This window comes from Clostridium sp. SY8519, assembly GCF_000270305.1.
Classification (GTDB): Bacteria; Bacillota; Clostridia; order Lachnospirales; family Lachnospiraceae; genus SY8519.
The window spans coordinates 1,845,227-1,863,834 of the sequence record NC_015737.1 but is presented as its reverse complement, the minus strand read 5'-3'; the positions used below and the strand labels follow the sequence as shown (position 1 = coordinate 1,863,834).

At 50.5% G+C, this 18,608-nt stretch carries 15 protein-coding genes; 1 reads left to right on the top strand and 14 read right to left on the bottom strand.

The window, feature by feature from the left end:
- The first annotated feature begins 382 nt into the window (after nt 1-382).
- Complete coding sequence (locus CXIVA_RS08710; protein ID WP_013977650.1) at nt 383-1,759, top strand: MATE family efflux transporter; 1,377 nt, start codon at nt 383-385, stop codon at nt 1,757-1,759.
- On the opposite strand, the gene CXIVA_RS14375 is transcribed toward CXIVA_RS08710, so the two are convergent.
- From CXIVA_RS14375 to CXIVA_RS08640, 14 genes are all read right to left on the bottom strand, one after another.
- Nucleotides 1,756-2,037 (bottom strand): hypothetical protein, encoded by a 282-nt coding sequence (locus CXIVA_RS14375; RefSeq protein WP_013977649.1) that lies wholly within the window; start codon nt 2,035-2,037, stop codon nt 1,756-1,758. The two genes, CXIVA_RS08710 and CXIVA_RS14375, sit on opposite strands and share 4 nt — an antisense overlap.
- Before the next feature lie 52 nt (nt 2,038-2,089).
- Entirely contained in the window at nt 2,090-3,322 is a 1,233-nt protein-coding gene (locus CXIVA_RS08700; RefSeq protein WP_347475647.1) for an ATP-binding protein, read from the bottom strand.
- A gap of 141 nt (nt 3,323-3,463) precedes the next feature.
- Nucleotides 3,464-4,393, bottom strand: coding sequence for a hypothetical protein (locus tag CXIVA_RS08695; RefSeq protein ID WP_347475646.1), 930 nt, complete (start codon nt 4,391-4,393; stop codon nt 3,464-3,466).
- A 222-nt stretch (nt 4,394-4,615) separates the two neighbouring features.
- Nucleotides 4,616-5,518, bottom strand: a complete 903-nt coding sequence (locus tag CXIVA_RS08690) for an MBL fold metallo-hydrolase (protein ID WP_013977646.1) — start codon at nt 5,516-5,518, stop codon at nt 4,616-4,618.
- Between the two features lie 180 nt (nt 5,519-5,698).
- Nucleotides 5,699-7,288 carry an Ig-like domain-containing protein gene (locus CXIVA_RS08685; RefSeq protein ID WP_013977645.1) on the bottom strand — a complete coding sequence of 530 codons (1,590 nt, stop codon included), beginning with the start codon at nt 7,286-7,288 and terminating at the stop codon, nt 5,699-5,701.
- A gap of 223 nt (nt 7,289-7,511) precedes the next feature.
- Complete coding sequence (locus tag CXIVA_RS08680) at nt 7,512-10,121, bottom strand: FtsX-like permease family protein (protein ID WP_013977644.1); 2,610 nt, start codon at nt 10,119-10,121, stop codon at nt 7,512-7,514.
- Nucleotides 10,122-10,123: 2 nt separating this feature from the next.
- Nucleotides 10,124-10,807 carry an ABC transporter ATP-binding protein gene (locus tag CXIVA_RS08675; RefSeq protein WP_013977643.1) on the bottom strand — a complete coding sequence of 228 codons (684 nt, stop codon included), beginning with the start codon at nt 10,805-10,807 and terminating at the stop codon, nt 10,124-10,126.
- A gap of 257 nt (nt 10,808-11,064) precedes the next feature.
- Nucleotides 11,065-12,093 carry a HAMP domain-containing sensor histidine kinase gene (locus tag CXIVA_RS08670; protein WP_013977642.1) on the bottom strand — a complete coding sequence of 343 codons (1,029 nt, stop codon included), beginning with the start codon at nt 12,091-12,093 and terminating at the stop codon, nt 11,065-11,067.
- A gap of 13 nt (nt 12,094-12,106) precedes the next feature.
- Nucleotides 12,107-12,775 carry a response regulator transcription factor gene (locus tag CXIVA_RS08665; protein ID WP_013977641.1) on the bottom strand — a complete coding sequence of 223 codons (669 nt, stop codon included), beginning with the start codon at nt 12,773-12,775 and terminating at the stop codon, nt 12,107-12,109.
- Nucleotides 12,776-12,892: 117 nt separating this feature from the next.
- The gene (locus tag CXIVA_RS14500; protein ID WP_013977640.1) at nt 12,893-13,420 is read right to left on the bottom strand and encodes a sugar O-acetyltransferase; all 528 of its coding nucleotides are present in this window, start codon (nt 13,418-13,420) and stop codon (nt 12,893-12,895) included.
- A 59-nt stretch (nt 13,421-13,479) separates the two neighbouring features.
- Nucleotides 13,480-15,651 (bottom strand): aldehyde ferredoxin oxidoreductase N-terminal domain-containing protein, encoded by a 2,172-nt coding sequence (locus CXIVA_RS08655; protein WP_013977639.1) that lies wholly within the window; start codon nt 15,649-15,651, stop codon nt 13,480-13,482.
- Nucleotides 15,638-16,225 carry a 4Fe-4S dicluster domain-containing protein gene (locus CXIVA_RS13480; RefSeq protein WP_013977638.1) on the bottom strand — a complete coding sequence of 196 codons (588 nt, stop codon included), beginning with the start codon at nt 16,223-16,225 and terminating at the stop codon, nt 15,638-15,640. The genes CXIVA_RS08655 and CXIVA_RS13480 overlap by 14 nt, the downstream gene beginning before the upstream one ends.
- A gap of 97 nt (nt 16,226-16,322) precedes the next feature.
- On the bottom strand, nt 16,323-17,093 hold the full coding sequence (locus CXIVA_RS08645; RefSeq protein ID WP_013977637.1) for an SDR family oxidoreductase: 771 nt from the start codon (nt 17,091-17,093) through the stop codon (nt 16,323-16,325).
- 101 nt (nt 17,094-17,194) lie between these two features.
- Entirely contained in the window at nt 17,195-18,448 is a 1,254-nt protein-coding gene (locus CXIVA_RS08640; RefSeq protein ID WP_013977636.1) for an MFS transporter, read from the bottom strand.
- Between the last annotated feature and the right edge of the window lie 160 nt (nt 18,449-18,608).

Here is an 18,608-nt window from a genome sequence, read left to right as displayed (position 1 = left end):
TCAATCTTCTGTTCGTTCCTCTGTTTGTTCCTCTGTTTGTTCTATCTGCATACTTTTACTGCTTACTATAACACAAAATACCAGGGTATACCTGGTATTTCACTGGTATTTTTTTTATATTTTATTGGATTACTAAAAAGCGGATCATCTTTTATAATGTTATCGACTAACAAGCCATGCGAAGACGTGGACAGGAGTGGCTGCGGGGAACTTGCTCACCGGCAGACAGGACTGGCCACGGATTCATAGGGCGACAAACGCAATCGAGAGGACGTGACCGTCAGGGAACGGCATCGAGAGAGCGGTTGGCGGCGCATGGCGGAAAAGCCATGACAAAACGAAAATTCCACATTTGGAAACTTATACAGGGAGGAAACCTTTCATGCCCGCAAAACAGGGAACATTTTTTACAAAAGACAAGACATTCTACAAGGCGCTGTTCGGCATGCTGATTATTGTCGCACTGCAGAATCTGGTATCTTACAGCGTCAACATGGTGGACAACATTATGCTGGGACGTTACAGCCAGGACGCGCTGTCCGGCGCTGCCACTGTCAACCAGATTTTTTTCATGGTAGATCAGTTCGCGCTGTCCATCGGCAACGCGCTGGTAGCTCTCGCTTCCCAGTACTGGGGTGAAAAACGGGTAGATCCCATCCGGCGCCTGACCGGCATCGCCCTGCGCCTCGGCCTGATCGTCGGCATTGTCATCATCGCCCTCTGCGCTATCGCGCCGGTTCCGGTGATCCATATCTTTACCAATGACGCCGGCATTACTTCAGAAGCTGCCAAATACCTGTTTTATATCCAGTGGACCTTTATCCTGTTCATCCTTTCGAATATTCTTATGGCCGTTCTGCGTGCCGTAGGTACCGTCCGAATCTCCTTTTACATCTCTGTGGTATCCCTGGGTATAAACACCGTACTGGACTATGCCATGATTTACGGCCATCTGGGATTCCCCCGCATGGGCGTGGAAGGTGCCGCCATCGCCACCCTGATTTCCCGTATCGTGGAATTCCTCATCGTAGTCATTTTCCTGCTGAAGGCAGATACCAAGCTTCATCTGTTCTGCCGGGAGCTGTTCCATGTGGACAAACTGCTGCGGAAAGATTACACCAAGGTCTACCTTCCCATCATGGTATCCCAGGTATTCTGGGGAGTCTCTGTTCCTTTCCAGACAGCCATTCTGGGCCATCTGTCCGCAGACGCTATCGCCGCAAACTCGGTAGCCACTACCTTTTATACCTATCTGAAAGTGGTTATTCTCGCCATGTCAGCCACTTCCGCAGCTATGATCGGCCAGTCCATCGGACGGGGCGACATTGAACGGGTAAAATCCGACGGACGCACCATGGCGGTGATCGATGTGGTAATCGGCCTGATTCTGGCTGCTTTGCTGGCCCTGCTGAGCAAACCGCTGCTGTCTCTGTATACCCTGAATGACAACACCATGACCATTGCCTACCATCTGCTGATTATCTTAAGTTTCGTCATGATCGGCATGTCTTATCAGATGCCTGTCAGCTTCGGCATCATTCAGGGCGCCGGCAACGGAGAATTCACCATGAAGATGAACCTGATCAGCACCTGGTGCATCGTGATGCCTCTGTCCTTCATGGCTGCTTTCTGGTGGAAACTTCCGGTGGAACTGGTAGTCATCTGCATCCAGTCGGATCAGATTTTCAAAGGGCTGCCCACCTTTATCAAATTCCGCAGCTATACCTGGATCCGCCATCTGACCCGGGCAGATGCCTAGACCGGCTTTTTCTGTGCTGTCCCGGGATTTCCGTCCATACCCACGGCTCTGTCCGCAATCTCCTGCGGACAGTATGCCTCGACGTCTGCAGAAAATATTTTCAATTTCTTAAGTACCTCACCAATATCCCCGTCCACACACACGGCTCTGTCCCCAATCTCCTCCGGGCAGTACGCCTCGCCTTTGTTGATGCAGGCGTAGCGGGCCTTCGGATTTTCGGCTGTATACGCCCAGAAGGGATACTTGATGATCACCGGGGTATTTAATTTATTGCGCACCAGAATATATTTTCTGCTTGTTTCTGCAGTCTGCCGCCTATGCTTTTGCAAATCACATCTCAAGACTGTTGTCATTCAGAAGGAAATCATAAATCGACATGACCGTAATTCCCTGTTCATTTCTCCAAAGAGGGGAATTCGTACCTGTGACGATGATTTTCTTAAACGAATCAGGTACACGAACCAGTGATTCCTGTTCCTGATTCATCTTTTCCTGATCCGGGATTGCAAAGGCTGACTGCAGATAATATCGCCTGCTGCCTTGATTGGCAATAAAATCAATCTCCAGCTTTCTTTTCATTCTTGACCCATTTTCTGCCGTTTGAACAGGTACCACACCAACATCGACAGAATACCCGCGATAAAGCAGCTCATTGTAAATAACATTCTCCATCAGATGCGTTTCTTCAAACTGACGGAATCCGAGCAGTGCGTTTCTCAGCCCGGTATCTGCGTAATAGTATTTCACTGGTGTTGAGATGTATTTTCTTCCTTTTACGTCATATCTTTCCGTTTTAGAAATTAAGCCCGCATCCTGAAGATATGTAAGATATTCTTTGATCGTCGGGGACGAGATCCCCTTCATTCCTGAACTTTTAAAGGTATCAGAAATTCTCTGAGGGTTTGTCAATGAACCGACTGATGATGCAATGACCTTCATCAGTTCTTCCATACCCGTCAGATTGGTCACTTCATATCTCTCCTGAATGTCACGCAGATAAATCTCTTTGTTCAGGGAATTCAAATACTGCGTCTTCTGCTCATCATTATGCAACGAGAGAATATGCGGCATCCCACCATAGAGCAGATAATCCCGCCAGGCCTCTTCCTTTGGCTGATGAACTGCAGGGTAATATTCCGAAAATACAAGCGGCAATATATGAACTTCATCACCTCTTCCGCGAAACTCTGTCAGCACATCTGTCGCAAGCAGTTTCGAGTTGCTGCCTGTGACAAAAACATCTGCATTTCCTTTTCTCAGCAATCCGTTCAGGACGCCGTACAGTCTGACATTTGTATCTTTCTGTTTCAGTTCTTCTTTAGAAATCGCAAGCTGGATTTCATCCAGAAAGATAAAGTATTGTTCCGAAGAATTGCGGATTTTTTCTTTCAGAAATGCATACAATTTTTCCGGATCCCGGTATTCACTGTTGTCAATATCATCAAGCGAAAGCATAATGATATGATCTTCCGGAACACCGGAATTTATCAGGTAATGATAAAACAAATTGAATAAAAGTGTGCTTTTTCCCGATCTCCTGACACCGGTAATCACTTTGATCATCTTGTTGTCAATTCTGGAAATTAGTTTATCAAGATAACGCTTACGTTCTATCATTGTCATATTCTCCATTTTATATTTCGGGTTCATTTCCCTTTTTTCTAAAATAATTGCACATATGATGCCCCTGCGTCAAGGATTGTTTTAGGTTCTTTGGTTCTTTTTCTTAAACATCTTCTGCAATACTTCTTCAATATTCCCGTCGATGCATACGGATCTCTCTGCAATCTCCCGCGGGCAGTATGCCTCACCTCTGTTGACGCAGGCATAGAAGGCCCTCGGATTTTCCGCCGTATACGCCCAGAATGGATACTTGATGATCACCGGGGTATTAGCACCCACTCCCAGTTCCAGAAACAGCACATGGCGGCTTTCCTGTCTGCGGAGAAACTCCGCGTAAGCGGCAGATGCTCTGTGCCACCCTGTATCTTCCACAAAGGTATCATCTGCCCGCAGATTCATCGTAACCGCGCTTCCGTCATCCGGGCAGGCCGGAATCAATTCTGTCGGAATCCGCATCCGCAGTTTTCTGTCTTCCGGCACATGGAAGAGATCGTTTTCATCCCGCGCAAATCCCTGCGCCGCCATTGCTTCCATCACCCAGTCCCGATTATCATAAGTTTTCTGCAGCGAGACGTCTTCCTGCTGAAACAAGCCGTAATCTCCCTGGGTATAGAACAGTCTTTCCTTCCCAAAGCCGGCTCTCTGAAACTGGTGGTCCACATTCGTCGTAATCACAAAATAATCTTTCTCATTCACCAGCGACAGCAGCTGATGATATACCGATTTCGGCGGGTCAATATACCGGTTGAAGTAAATATGACGTGCCCACCAGGCCCAGCGGGTTTCCTCATCCGGAAATGGATAAAAACCGCCGGAATACATATCCTGTATTCCGTAAGTTTCCGCAAAATCGAAAAAATACCGGTTAAACCGTTCTCCGCTGTAGGTCAGCCCTGCCGCTGTGGAAAGACCGGCTCCCGCACCTATGACAACAGCGTCCGCAGTTTCCAGTTCCCTGCGCAGTCTCTCAGTCTTTTCTTCTTCTGTCCCGACTCCTTCTGTCAGCCGCATGGAACTGTGCCGCACCGCCTGAATTCCCCGTTGAATAGTTTCACGATAGCCATCCGGCTGGTTTCGTTTGATCCCATTTCTTCTCATCGTATCCCTCCGTTAAATTCTCTGTCAGCAGCGTTTCATTTCGTTCACTGCTGTTTTCATGTATTTGTTTTTTGATGTAATATTTATATTTCTATCTTAGCACGTCAGAATATGTTGTCAATTATTTTATGACATTTAATGAGATTTTACATAATACGTCATTCCCTCCTCCGCGTACTCTGTCAGTTTTCCACGGTCCGTCAGATATTCGATGTACACACGGATATTCCGCTCATAAAGGGTGGTCTTAAACAGCCTGGAGGAAAGCAGGGAATATTCTTTACAGACTGCCGCAATATATTCGCTGACGGTAAGCGGCTGCTCTGCCAGCGTCAGAATTCGCTGTGCCCATGTGTCGATGCTGCGGATATTATCCTCGATTACCGGCAGCAGCGCCTCGGTTACACCGCAGTGCGCCATGATACAGCACGCAGACTTCTGACTTTTTAATGCCTGCATGGAATCGATCGCTGTCTGCAGCGAAAAAAAGTACGGTAATTTTGATTTTACCAGATAGTCGGAGGAAAACAGCGCGTCTCCCGTACACAGCACGTTATCCGGCGTGATGACGGAAATATGATCCGGCGAGTGTCCCGGTGTCCGCAGAATCTGAAAATCCGCGCCGCAGAATGTAACCGTTTCTTTTCCTGCAGGGATGCTGTACTCCGTGTTTACAAGCATATTGGAATAGTCTTCAAAGGCATGAATCTGGCCTTCCGTAACCATGTAATAATAGGCTTTCAGCATTGTACTGCTTGCGCAGATGGCTGCTTCCCCGGCCGGAAGCGCCAGCGGAATCCGATACTTCTCCTTCAGAAATCCGTGGTTCACCGAATGATCCGTATGCACATGGGTTCCCAGTATTCCGACCGGACGGATTCCATTTGCTTCCAGTGTGCGCCAGATGCTGTCCCGCTGCGTCAGATCCCCGGAATCTATCAGGATACAATGGCGCGAGTCTGTCCTATACAGCGGAATCAGCTGCCAGTCTTCCAGATACCAGGTATTTCCCTTTGCCTGTCTGAGTTTCATTTCCATCGTCCTTTCTTCCTCATCTTCAGTTTCTGATACCCCATACTTTATCACGATCACCAAAAAGCGCCACATCTTACGCAAATATTCTGCGCAAAACATGACGCTTATCACATTTGGGTTTCCGGATGCAGAAGCACCCGAATTCCCTCTTCTACCGGAATCCGGGTGCTTCTTCCTTGCATATTATTTTACCTGTACCTTAACTTTCTTACTGTACCCGTCCTGGGCATATACGTAAATATATGCCCTTCCGCGCTTCCCCGCGCGGATTTTTCCGCTGCCGGAGACTGCCGCCACCTTTTGATTCGTGGAAACATAACGCAGGCCGCGGTATTTTCTGGATTGCCCGGAAGAAACCTTCAGTCGGTAAGACCGGCCCTTTTTCATCCGGATTTTCGCGGTTTTCACACGGATTTTCTTCTTTGCCCCTCCGGTAAAAACGGTCTGGGATACAGCAGTCACCTTTCCTATTTTGTTATAAGCAAGCACCACTGCCTTGTAAGTCCCTTTCCGGACAGGGCTTCCGGAAATCTTCCGCACAGAGGCAGAGCTTCCGGCTGTGGATTTCACCTTCCGATACGTTCCGTTGGGTGTACCCGCGTAAACCACATAGTTTTTCGCTCCGCGCACCTTTTTCCAGGACAGTTTCAGGGATTTCCCGGTGTGTCTGCCATATGTCCGCATGGGCAGATAGGAAGCGTCCGAAAAATCACTGGTATTTTTCACCACAGAAAGCAGTTCCTCCGTCTGGCTTTTCGAACCGCCTTTCAGAGCAAACTTCGAAGCATCCGACAGTTTCTTTTCCAGGGCATCCACCTTTTTCTTCTGTTTCTTACAGGCCTGAACCGCGCCTGTCACTTTCCTGACATAGGCATTCAGCATGGAGGCGTAGGCATCTACCGTATACGCTTCCGTGTCTTTCGCAATGGTATAGGTTCTGACATAGGTGGTCCAGCCATACATCGTTCCCCGGTCTGTAATGCCGAACCCCATCACTGTGCCGGCCGGATTGATATCATTGATATAATGTCCGATCTGCTTCTTATCCGCTTCCACCTTCGCACTAATTTCCACAGCGTGCTCCCTGTAATAGTCAAAGGCCGCCTTCCCGGTCAAGGGCTTTTTCTGTCCGAGGCGCCTGGCCACACGGTCAAATTCTTCCTTTTCCTGATCATACCACTGGAGAAACGGGTTGCTCCCATAGTTCCAGGCTGCATTTTCTCCCAGAACACAGCCAAACTGCATCGCATGCCTGATTACGGTATCAGAAAAATCCGCGTCTGCCTGGGCTGCCGCCATCAGCGAATGGGAGACCTTCAGTTCCGAAAGTCCCAGAGAACGCCGCAGATTATTGTAATAGCGCATATACTGAAACGTCCTCTGCATATTTCTTAAAGAGGTGGCATCCACCGATGCCTCTTTTACAGAGGCGCCCTTATCGATTGTCCGGATCCGGTCCTTATATTCGGCGTCAGCCAGCAGATGCAGCGCCTGAGCCGCGTCCGCAGATCCCTGTTTCTTCATTTCTTCAAAAAAGCCGATGCTGCCCCGGTTATAAGCTGCGGTCTGTTTTTCCAGCTGGTGCAGCCTGCTTTTCGCCTCTTTCAGCTGTCTGCACAGCTGCTGCGCGGAAGCAGCTCCTGTGGCCCGCGTAGCTGCCGACGGTTCTGTCTGCGCGGCTGCTGCCGGCACCGTTCCTGCCATGCCGGAACCCAGCATAACTGCTGTCAGCAAGGCTGCCGCCGCGGGCAGTTTCCTGTTTTTTCTGTTCATATATCCTTCCCCCCTGCCTGTAAAAGTCATATTTTTTTATTCATAACGTAATTTATGGTTTAATACATACCTGAATGGTATGAATTCAATTCGCTCCTATCATACTCTGCATACAAAAAAAGCGCAAGCAGACCTCCGGTTTTTTATACCGTAATGTCTGCCTGCTGTTCTCAGTATATAAAGTTTGTTCTGAATATGTGGAATACAGGAATCCTGCTGCCGGTCAGATGGTTTCGTTCTTCAGCGCGTCAATCAGATTTTCCCTGGAAATCTTTCGTTCCGCATACCGCATGGTGATAAACACCACGGCGAAAACTGCCAGCACCGCAATCAGAATGCCATGCCAGGGTATGAAAAATGTGATGCCTGTCAGCGCATGGTTTGTAACTACCACACGGTAAATCAGATAACTGCAGACTACAGAAACCGGCAGGCCCCATGCCAGCGCACGGATCCCGTATCCGGCGCATTCCGCCCGCAGCATCCGCACCAGTCCTTTCCGTGACATTCCCACGGACCGAAGCATGGCAAACTCCCGTTTGCGCAGGATGATGCCTGTCGACATGATGTGGAACACATTGGTGACCGCGATCAGGGAAATCAGAATGATAAAGCCATAGGCAAATACATTGACCACTGTAATCAGCATACGGTTGCTTTCCTGCTCTGCCGCAATATCCTGGACATTCCCCTGTTCGTCAGCATCGCTTATGAGTTTTTTCAGCTCCTCCGCCGTCTGTCCATGATCCGAACTCCGGAAGGCCAGAAGACTCATGCCTGCCTCATGCATTTCCTTTCCGCCGTCTTTCCCAAGCAGGGAGTCCATAGCAGAAACCGGGTAATAAATAGCGGAAGCATTCTGCTCAAACCAGGGCTTCTTCCCGATCGCCGCTCCGACGGTAAGCTCTGTTTTTTTCCTTACCTCACTGCCGTCTTTTTTGTACTCTGTAACCCGCTCAGCTGTCACTTTCACCGGAAAAGCATCTGTTTTCATCAGCGGAAGCAAGCGGTCCTTTCCATCCACTGCCGCAAACACCTGATTCACCAGCAGGCCCTTCGGCGCCCGGACATTCATATATTCCTGCACGGACAGATGGTTTTCCTCCAGAAGTTTCCGGAACGTATCATCATCCAGGAAGCTCAGGTTCCCGCTGAACGTACTTTCTTCTGAAAAATCCTGATTAAACTTTTGATAATCCTCCGACAGATTGTTTCTGTCCGTATAAAAACGATCCACGTTATTCATCCCGATCTCTGCTGCCGCCTCTTTTACCCCGGTGATCCCCCGGTATTTCTTCCACCGTGCCTGTTCCGCAGAAACGGATGATTTCGGCTGATATATCACAGCCACATCCGCGCCGGAAACCGTCTGTACTTCTGTGATCCGCAAAAGATAGGCGGAAAAAGAGGATGCCGTTATGAACAGAACCACGCTGACAAAAAGCGCAAACACCGTGGTTCTGCTCCGCCTGCGGTTTCTCCGGTAATTCTTTCCTGCCATCCGCAGGGAAAAATTGCGTCCGGAAAGTTTCCCGGTTTTTACATCCCGCGGCCGCAGGCGAATGTCCCTGGTCTGACGAATGGCTTCTATGGGGGAAAGCATAACTGCCCGCCGGGCCGGAACCATGGCAGACAGCAGCACGGTCAGAAGGCAGATGGCAGCCGCCAGCAGAAGGGCTCCGGCCGACAGCACCAGATGTATCTTCACCGGTACGGCTGCCCCCGTTCTGCCGCTGATGAATCCGGAAAAATTATCCTGCAGAAGATACAGGGTGATTCCGATTCCTGCGCAGCCGGTCACGAGTCCCAGCGGAATACCGATCCCTGCGGACAGCAGCGCTTCATAGAATACTGAGGCCCGGATCTGCCTTCTTGTGGCGCCGATGGAACGCAGCATCCCGTATTTTCTCGTCCGTTCACTGACAGAAATCGAGAAAGAATTGTAAATCAGGGATACGGATCCAAACACAATCAGGAGAATCAGCGCCGCCGCCAGCCCGTACAGCATGAGCCGCCAGCTGTCGTTTCCGAAGACACCGTACAGGCGGAGCAGATCCTGATGAACACTGGCCTGTTGAAAAAATTCCGGATTCTGCTTCATCCAGGCTTTGATGTTCTGCAGGTGTTTTACGGTAATCAGCGCCGTCACACGCCCGTTTCCCGGATCTTTCACCGTCAGTGCGGTATACCCCGGGCAGGAAAGATCCTCCAGATCCCGCGAAGGCCTTGCGTAAAACCCGACCACCCGATAGGTATGGACCGAAGCATGCACCAGCGTTTCCCTGCTTTTTACCTCAGCTGTATTTTCTTCCGTTTTCAGCTCGGCATTCGTCTCCGGTATCCGGCCGTCTGCCTCCCGCTGTCCCGTTTTCAGGCGCAGTGTATCTCCCACATGCAGCTTCACGGAACCGCTGGCCGCAAGATGATCCGGGATCAGAATTTCAGAAGTATTCCGCGGCATTCTTCCCTTTGAAATATGCACCGCCATCAGATCCGTGATTTCGCTGTCTGCGGATGCAATCCGCAGGTAGGGTTTGTACTCATTTTTCGACTGTATTCGGGCCCAGCCCACTTCCCGCAGCAGGGAACTGGCCCTGACTTCATCCAGAGAAGTCAGCTTTTTCGCTTCTGCTTCCGTCAGATCATGGGCAATGCAGGTATAGGCGCCGGTCTGGTAAATTTCCATTTCCTTCAGGTAATTGATGCCGCTCCAGGCGCCTTCGATCACAGCCGTAAGCATCGTCATGGACAGGACAATCCCAATGATTGTCACAATGGTCCGAACACGGTTTACCCGCATCATCTTTCGGGAAAGTTTATGAAAAATCCCCATGCCTACCTCCTTAAACTCTCATCTTTTACGATCCTGCCGTCTTCAATGACCAGCATCCGGTCTGCCTGAAGGGCAATCTCTTCATCATGGGTAATGACAATCAGTGTCTGATTGAAACGCCGGTTGGACGCTTTCAGAAGGTTAATGATCTCCTGGCTGTTTACCGAATCCAGATTTCCCGTCGGCTCATCGGCCAGCACGACAGCAGGCGCTGTAATCAGCGCCCTGCCGATGGAAACCCTCTGTTCCTGCCCGCCGGACAGCTGGTTGGGCAGATTGTGCCTTCTTTCTTTCAGCCCCAGTGTCTCGATCATCTCTTCCAGCGCCTTCGGATCCGGCGTCCTGCCGTCCATCAGCAGCGGCAGTGCAATGTTTTCTTCCACATCCAGTTCCGGGATCAGATTGTAAAACTGGTAGATCAGCCCCACCTGCCGGCGGCGGAAAATCGCCAGCTGCTCATCATTTCTCGCGTAGACATCCTGCCCGTTTAAGAAGATCTTTCCCGCCGTCGGGCGGTCCACACCGCCGAGCATGTGCAGCAGCGTGGATTTTCCGGAGCCGGAGGGTCCGATAATGCTTACAAACTGCCCCTTTTCAATGGAAAAAGAGACGTTGTCCAGCGCCGTCACCCGGTTGTTTCCTTTGCCGTATACCTTGGAAAGATTTTCCGCGCGAAGTATTTCCATATCCGTTTTCTCCTTATTTCCTATACCTGTTCTTTCCGGATCCATTCTGCTGCCTGCTTTCCGCGGCAGCTATCCGCTGAAAGAAATCCTGTTCTCTGTTCTGTCTTTATTTTATAAAATAAAAATGACACCCCGGTGACAGAACAAAAGAATTTCTGTCACCGAAATGTCACTTTCCCTTCGCGCGCTGCGGTTTCTTTTCATTTTCCTTCGTGCACGCGATTTCTGCTCTTTTTCCTTCGTGCACGCGATTTCCGTTAAACTACTTCTTTGTAAAATTTGATGGTAAATACCGCACCCGGCTCCCCGGGATCCCTGGAATTTCCTGCCCGGATCGTCCCGTTCTGCCCGCTGATGATCTCCTTCGCCAGTGCCAGGCCGATTCCTACACTTTCCGGCGAGGAATTCCGTCCGCGGTAAAACCGTTCAAAAATCCGGGGAATATCCGCAGCCGGAAGTCCGGCGCCGGAATCCCGTATTACAATCACTGCGGCAATGGGAGAATCCGTGATTCTGACACAGATCCGCCCGCCTTCCGGCGTATGTTCCATACAGTTTTTCAGAATATTGCCTGCTGCTTCCGCGCTCCATTCCATGTCGCCGCAAAAGACAGCATCCCCGGCGATCTCCAGTTCCTGTCCCTTTAATTCCATCGGAATCCGCAGCGCCTCCGCCGACTTTTCCACCATTCTGCGGACATCCACCGGTTCCTGTCGGAATGTAATGGTTCCGGCGTCCAGTTTGGCAAATTTTAACAGCGCTTCCACCAGGTTTTCCATCCGTGACAGACTTCTCCGGATTTCGTGAAGCTGCTGCCTGCGTGCCTCCGGCCGCAGTTCCTCCCGCATCAGGAGATCCGCGTTCAGATTCATGGCGGTCAGGGGCGTCCGCAGCTGATGGGAAATATCCGCCATGGCCTGGCTCATTTTCCTTTTTTCCTCTGCCCGCTGATCTGCTTCTGTTTTCAGCTGAACTGTCAGCTTCTCCAGCTCTCCCGCCAGAACAGACAGTTCTCCTTCCTCCGAATTCCGGATGGACAGTCCGGATGTTCCCCGGAGCACCTGGTCCACATTTGTGCTTAACGCAGACACTTCTGTCAGAAAATGTCTGACCGAAAAGTACCACACCAGAATCATTCCTGCACCGGCCGCCGCTGCAATCACCGGCGGAAGCGGCTTGCGGCAGAAAGCCAGCAGGATTCCCGTGCTCCCGGCCGCAATGAGAAGCAGCAGAAGCAGTGTCATCCGGCTGCGCCGGCTGCTGAAGACGGATACGCCTTTTCCCATACTGCCTCTCCTTTCAGTCCATTCGATAGCCGAGGCCGCGTACAGTAGTGATAATCACCGGATTCTGGGGATCCGTTTCAATCTTTTCCCGCAGTCTTTTGATATACACAGAGAGGGTGTTGTCATTTACGAAATCTCCCGCAAAATCCCAGGCCGCCTCCAGCAGCTGCTGCCGGGACAGAATCCTGCCCCGGTTGTCCAGAAAGATTCCCAAAAGCCGGTACTCCATTCCCGACAGCAGAATCTCCTGTCCGTTTTTCGATACCCGGGCCCCGTCCAGGTCTACGGTCAGATCCCTGACACGCTGGATATTGGTCTCCGGATGGCAGCGCCGCAGCACATTCCGGATTCGGGAAAGGAGTTCCCGCGGCCGGAAGGGCTTTGCAATATAGTCATCGGCGCCCAGATCAAATCCTGTCACCACACTGTTTTCATCCCCGGAGGCCGTCAGGAAAATCACCGGTGTCCCATAGGTCTCCTTCACCGCATTGCAGATGGAATACCCGCTTCCGTCCGGAAGCGTGATATCTAAAAGAATCAGGTCATAGGACGCCTGTTCCAGTTTTCGGAAGGCCTCCTTCTGCCCGGAAGCACAGGTCACCTGCATATCCTGCACAGACAGAAATTCCTTCAGTGATTTTACGATGGATGGGTCATCTTCCACCAGCAGTATTGTTGTCATGTATGAGCCTCCGTAAACATAGTATGACTTCATTCTACCACAGGTGCAGGAGATCGGGACAAAAAGAAATGACATCCTGCTGTTTGGATATGTCCCACTTTTGAAAGAAAAATATCTTTACTCCAGATCCCGAAGCTTCCTTGCCGGATTCCCCGCCCAAAGTGTTCCGGGTGGAATATCATGAGTGACAATGCTTCCGGCGCCGATGACTGCCCGATCCCCGATCGTTACGCCGGGAAGGATCACGCAGTTTCCGCCGATCCACACATCATCCCCGATCGTCACCGGAAGCGCACGAATCATCTTCTGTGCCCGCCTGCAGGCGTCCAGGTCATGATTCACCGTATAAATGCAGGTATAAGGCCCGATCAGACAGCGGTCGCCAATGCGTATTTCTTCCGCATCCTGAAATACACAGCCGAAATTAGCCACACAGCTGCTGCCCACATGGATATGTATTCCATCCGTACAGTAAAACGGCGATTTGATCAGCACCTGATCCCCGCAGCTTCCGAGAATATCTTTCAGCAGCGCTGCCCGTTCTTCCTGCCTGGAAGCCGGAAGCGCATTGTATTTTTCTGTCAGGGTACTGCAGCGCATTTTTCGCTGCAGCACTTCCCCAGTTTCACAATTCATCTCTTTCATGGATCTCTCTACTCCATTCTGCTGTCGCTTTCGCACCGTTTGACTACAAATACGTGTTTCTACTCAATGGCTGCCCCTTCTTTTTTCCGGTTCTCTTCGAACTGTACAAATGGAGCTTCCCCGTAATCATGCCAGCGTTTTTCCGGTCGCTTTGGCAGGTATCCCAGCTGCTCCATTTCATCCGCCACATCCTTGAGTCCGTATTTTTCGTAGGTCTCGCGGTAAGGCCAGCCGGTTTCCAGGTCCCAGCCCCTGCTTTCATAATACATGTCCACAAATTCATTCCACTGTTCCCAGTCCGCAATCTCATTCCAGGAATCCGGGACACGGATGATCCGCCAGATCTGTTCCATTTCTTTGCGTCTTGTCCGTCCGTAATTGCGGATCAGGATCGCCCGGAAAAGCAGTCTGGAACGACTGGCCGCGTCATTCAGTTCTTCCGCTGACATGTGATAACCGGTAGCCGTGCTGTACATCTCAGCTTCCATCGACGGCCACCACAAATCCGGACTCTGCCATTCACAGCTCATCACGGAGTCCTTGATATCCGCGCAGTTCTGGCTGTGATTGACTGCGTCAATTACTTCCGGACAGTGATAAGGATCCTTCAGCGCCTTGTCATGATATTCATATTTGCAGTGAAAATGCTCTACAGTCAGCGCATCCCGCGTGGAAAGCATATCCATCAGATTCATCGCAAGCCAGGTGGGTTTGTCAATGGCCCCTTCATAGCCTCTGCCCTGCCAGTGCACAGCTTGTCCCCAGGCCGCCTCCAGGCTCACGGGAAGATCGATTCTCTGGTTGTTCAGCACCTGGGAATACCGGTTATGATAGATGCTTTCACTGAAACGGTCGTATCCAAGCCTCCGGATGGCTCTTGACATTCCCTCCGCAAAAAGATCCCCGTATCTACCCTTCCGATACACAAGATTGGTAAGAAACGTCCGCATGAACTGCTCATTTTCCACATCTACCGGCATGCCGCAGCCCAGATCGGTGTCATCCAGCAGATGTTCCTGCTTACACATGGAAAGCCAGGTCATTATCCAGATGACCACTTCCCACTTATCGATTCCATATTCATTGCAGAGATCGTTGACAATGGTTCCCCGGTCATAATCCGCGCTCCAGAAATTCAGGATATCCGGCGGAATTACCTGGGCCTGTCCCTCAAAATCCGGATCAGAAAAATCCGGTTCCGGAAACTCTCTGCTCAGGAGCTTACAGGGCGCAACATAGTTCTGTTTTGTGGGCCAGAACATTCCCACACTTCCTGGAATATCTGTCTGATAGACAAAGGTGCAGATGCTGACACATTTCTCAATATGATTCTGACGCTCTTTTCCAAAGGCGCTTTTCCCATTAAGCAGAAGCGCGTTGCAGTGCTGGTTGCACCCGGGGCTGCAGGCCACATTTCCGCGGTCATACTTCACTTTAAACTCTGCCCCGGGCACGCCGATCTCATCACAGTGCAGAACCGGCGACGGCCGCATGTACGGATGGTTCATATGCAGACGGAGGTATTTCAGATGCTCAATGTCAGCCGGAGCCACCACTCCCGTTCCATGAACGGTGACCGCCTTGAGGTTTTTGCTGCCCCAGACTGCCCCGAACCCGCCTTTTCCAAATACACAGTCATTGCTGGTGGTTATGGTAGCGATGCGGACCAGATTTTCGCCTGCCGGTCCTATGACCATTGATTTAAAGAAATGCCCGTGTTCCTCTTCCAGCTTCTGCTGGGTCTGATGAACACGCAGTCCCCAGAGATCATCCGCAGGAAGAAATTCTATCTTGTCATCTTCGATTTTCAGGTAGGTCGGTTTTTGCGCCTTTCCTTCAATAATAAAGCCGTCATACCCGGCATATTTCAGCTCCGTGGCAAACCATCCGCCGATATTGCCCCAGCAGTACTGCTCCGGATTGATACTGGCGCCTACGCTGCAGGCAGCGCTTCGCCCGCTGGCCGGAATACCTGTTCCTGTCGAAGGGCCGGTCATGTAGATAAACTTGTTCTCTTCGTCAAACGCGCCGGCTCCCGGTTTCACTTCATCCCAGAAAATCCGGTTTATCAGGATCCTTCCGCCGATATATTTCGGCACATATTTGTAGGTATTTACATAACTGATTTTCTGCGTTGTCAGGTTGATGCGGACAATTTTCCCGCAGTATCCGTATAAATGCATCTGATTGTCCGGCTGATTTAAAATATCATTGATATCATAATTCGGCATCTGCACCACCTCCTGTCAGTTTTCCTTCTGCCGCATCAGGCCGGGAGGCTTCCCCTTCGATAAACAGAGAGTCTTCACTCAGTCCGAGACAGCGGACCGGACAGTATTCGATACAGGCCGGCCCTTCCTTTCGGCCCCGGCATAAATCACATTTCACCGCTTTCCATTTTTTCCGGTCATGATTTTTCTTCATGGAAATCCTGGAAGGTTCAAACACACAGGCCCGGGCGCAGAGACCGCAGCCCACGCATTCCGCTTCTTCTATGTATACCACTCCTGTTTCCTGATCGATGCACATCGCCTGATCTTTTTTCGGGCATGCATTGTAGCAGGGATGATCGATGCACTGCTGACATGCCAGAATATGATGCATCATAGATCTGGTCCCGAGATTCACTTTGATGCGGCAGTTCTCCGGTCCCGTAAATCCGTCATGCGTCAGCCCGCAGATGATCGAACAGCTTTCGCAGCCGGCGCAGAGGGAATACTCCGGAGAATACTGTACGATATGATTGCCGAATTTTCCCTTCATTTCAGGAGTTCCTCCCCTGTGTTCCATTGCGTCCAGAGCCATACCATTTCTCCTCTTTTTTATATGCAAAGCTCCCAGGAGACAGAGCCGTCCGTCTCCATCTCCCGGGAACCGCAAAACACGTTACTGATCCGGATGATTATCCCATCATGCAGGCACCGCCGTCGATCACAAAGTGCGCGCCGGTTACCCAGGTCGCTTCATCCGAGCAGAGATAGGTAGCTGCATAGGCAATATCCTTCGGCTGCCCCAGCCTTCCGATGGAACATACGGTCTTGCACATTTCATCCTGAATTTCCTTGCTGTCCAGCACCTCTTTCGGTGTCATATGGGACATTACCGGTCCGGGGCAGATCACATTCAGGCGCACACCCTGCGGTGAAAACTCCCTGCTGAGATTTCGGGTGGTCAGATCCACTGCTGCCTTAAATCCGCCGTAAAAATATGCGCCGCTTTCCGGTTTGATGGATGAGATCGATGCAATATTCAGAACGGAATTCTTGCCATGGCTGTTTTCTTTCACCATTTCCGGAAGAAACGCCTGCATGGTCCAGATATATGCCCGGTAATTGGTCTCACTGATAAAATCATAGTCTTTGTCGGTATGATCCAGGAAACCGCCATGTACCAGAACCCCTGCGCAGTTTGCCAGCGTAGTAATTCCGCCATAGGTTTCCATCGTCACATCATGAAGCCTCTGCACATCCTCTTTTTTCCGAAGATTTGTTTCTACAAAGACAGCTTCGCCGCCTTTTGCGCAGATCGCGTCAATGGTTTTCTGTCCTGCTGCCGCGTCAAAGTCAGCGCCGACGATCTTTGCCCCCTCTTCCGCAAACATCGTGGCAATTGCCTGACCGATGCCTGAACCTACGCCTGTAACAACCGCAATTTTTTCATCCATTCTTCCCATGATATAAGCTCCTTTCAGGTATATTTGAATATTCTATGTATTTCAGAAGCTGATTCTTTCCCCAGTCTTCTGCCGTCGTTAATTTGCCTTCTATACGCTGTTTACCTTCCTTCAGCATTTTCCTTCACACCGGATGCCTGCCCGGCGAGCTTTCCCCTGACACCAAGTTCCGGAAGCAGAATGCCTCCCACAACCGCGCAGATAATCATAAAGATCAGGAAAATGAGGAAGATTCCCGTGTAATTATTCTGGAGACAGGTGGCTACAATCGTCGGCAGCACGAATGCACAGACACCCACCGATGTATTGTTCATGCCGGATGCGGTTCCGACACATTCCGGGCCGAAATCTCCGGTAAGCGGTAAAAGCGGAATTCTTGCCATATTTACGCCGATGGATCCGGATACGATCAGTCCGCCCAGAATAACCAGTACAAAGGTCTGCGGGCCAATCGGCGCCAGATATGCGATAAAATATAAAACGCCGCCCAGTATGCAGATGAAAAAATACGGAATGTTAAAACGGCCGACCTTTGAAACCAGCATGCCGGATAATACTCCGCCGATGACCAGTGAAATATTCAGAAGTGTCGCCACCAGACTGGATGCGGAAGGACTCAGTCCTTTTCCGATAAAAGCCGCTACCAGATATGTGTTCAGCAGAAGCGCCGCGCCTACCGCAAGGCCGCCGCAGATCAGTACCATCCACATATTTCTGCTCCGTGCCACCTTCCGGAAGGCTCCTTTCGGCGCCCGCGGCGCTTCCTTGCCTTCCATGCCTTCCGGCACCGGATTCTCTCTTCCAAGAATCAGCCACAGCACAAACATGACTACATACAGTACTGCAATAAAAATAAATGCGTTTCTGGTAGAACGGAACAGATTACCGATACCAAACGCAAGCGTAGTACCTACGCCCGCTGCTGCCCCGTAAATACCGATTGCGGTTCCCATCTGTTCCGGCAGAAACCATGCGCCAATGCTCTTCGGCGCCCCCACATTAATCGGGAGATATAACGCGCCTGCCGCAAATGTAAGAATAAACAAAAGTATGAAATTTCCCGCAAATGCACGCCAGATCATGCAGACCGCAGCAAGTGCCAGCATAACAGCTGTAACCTTTCGTACGCCTTTCCGATCCATGTAATTTCCCAAAACCACACTGAACAGGGCGCCGGGCAGCTGACTGACCGTTGCAACAGCTGTCAGCTGCGCCTGCGTAATTCCGTACATTTTCTCCACATCCATAGGTCTGGATGCAAATATCAGACTTCCAAAGTTCAGGACCATTGTTCCAAATACAAACAGTATCAGAATAACCCATCGATAACCTTTGCTTCTGTTTTGTGCTCCCATCGCACTATCCCCTTCTCTCTACCTTCTCCTGTGCCTGTAAAAAATGTATTTTTTTAAGTACAATTAAATTATAGGCACATGCTTTGCTCCTGTAAAACAGGTAATTCTGCTGAATACATAAGCAAAACTTTTGATAAAAAGAAGAGGGGAACAGAATGTT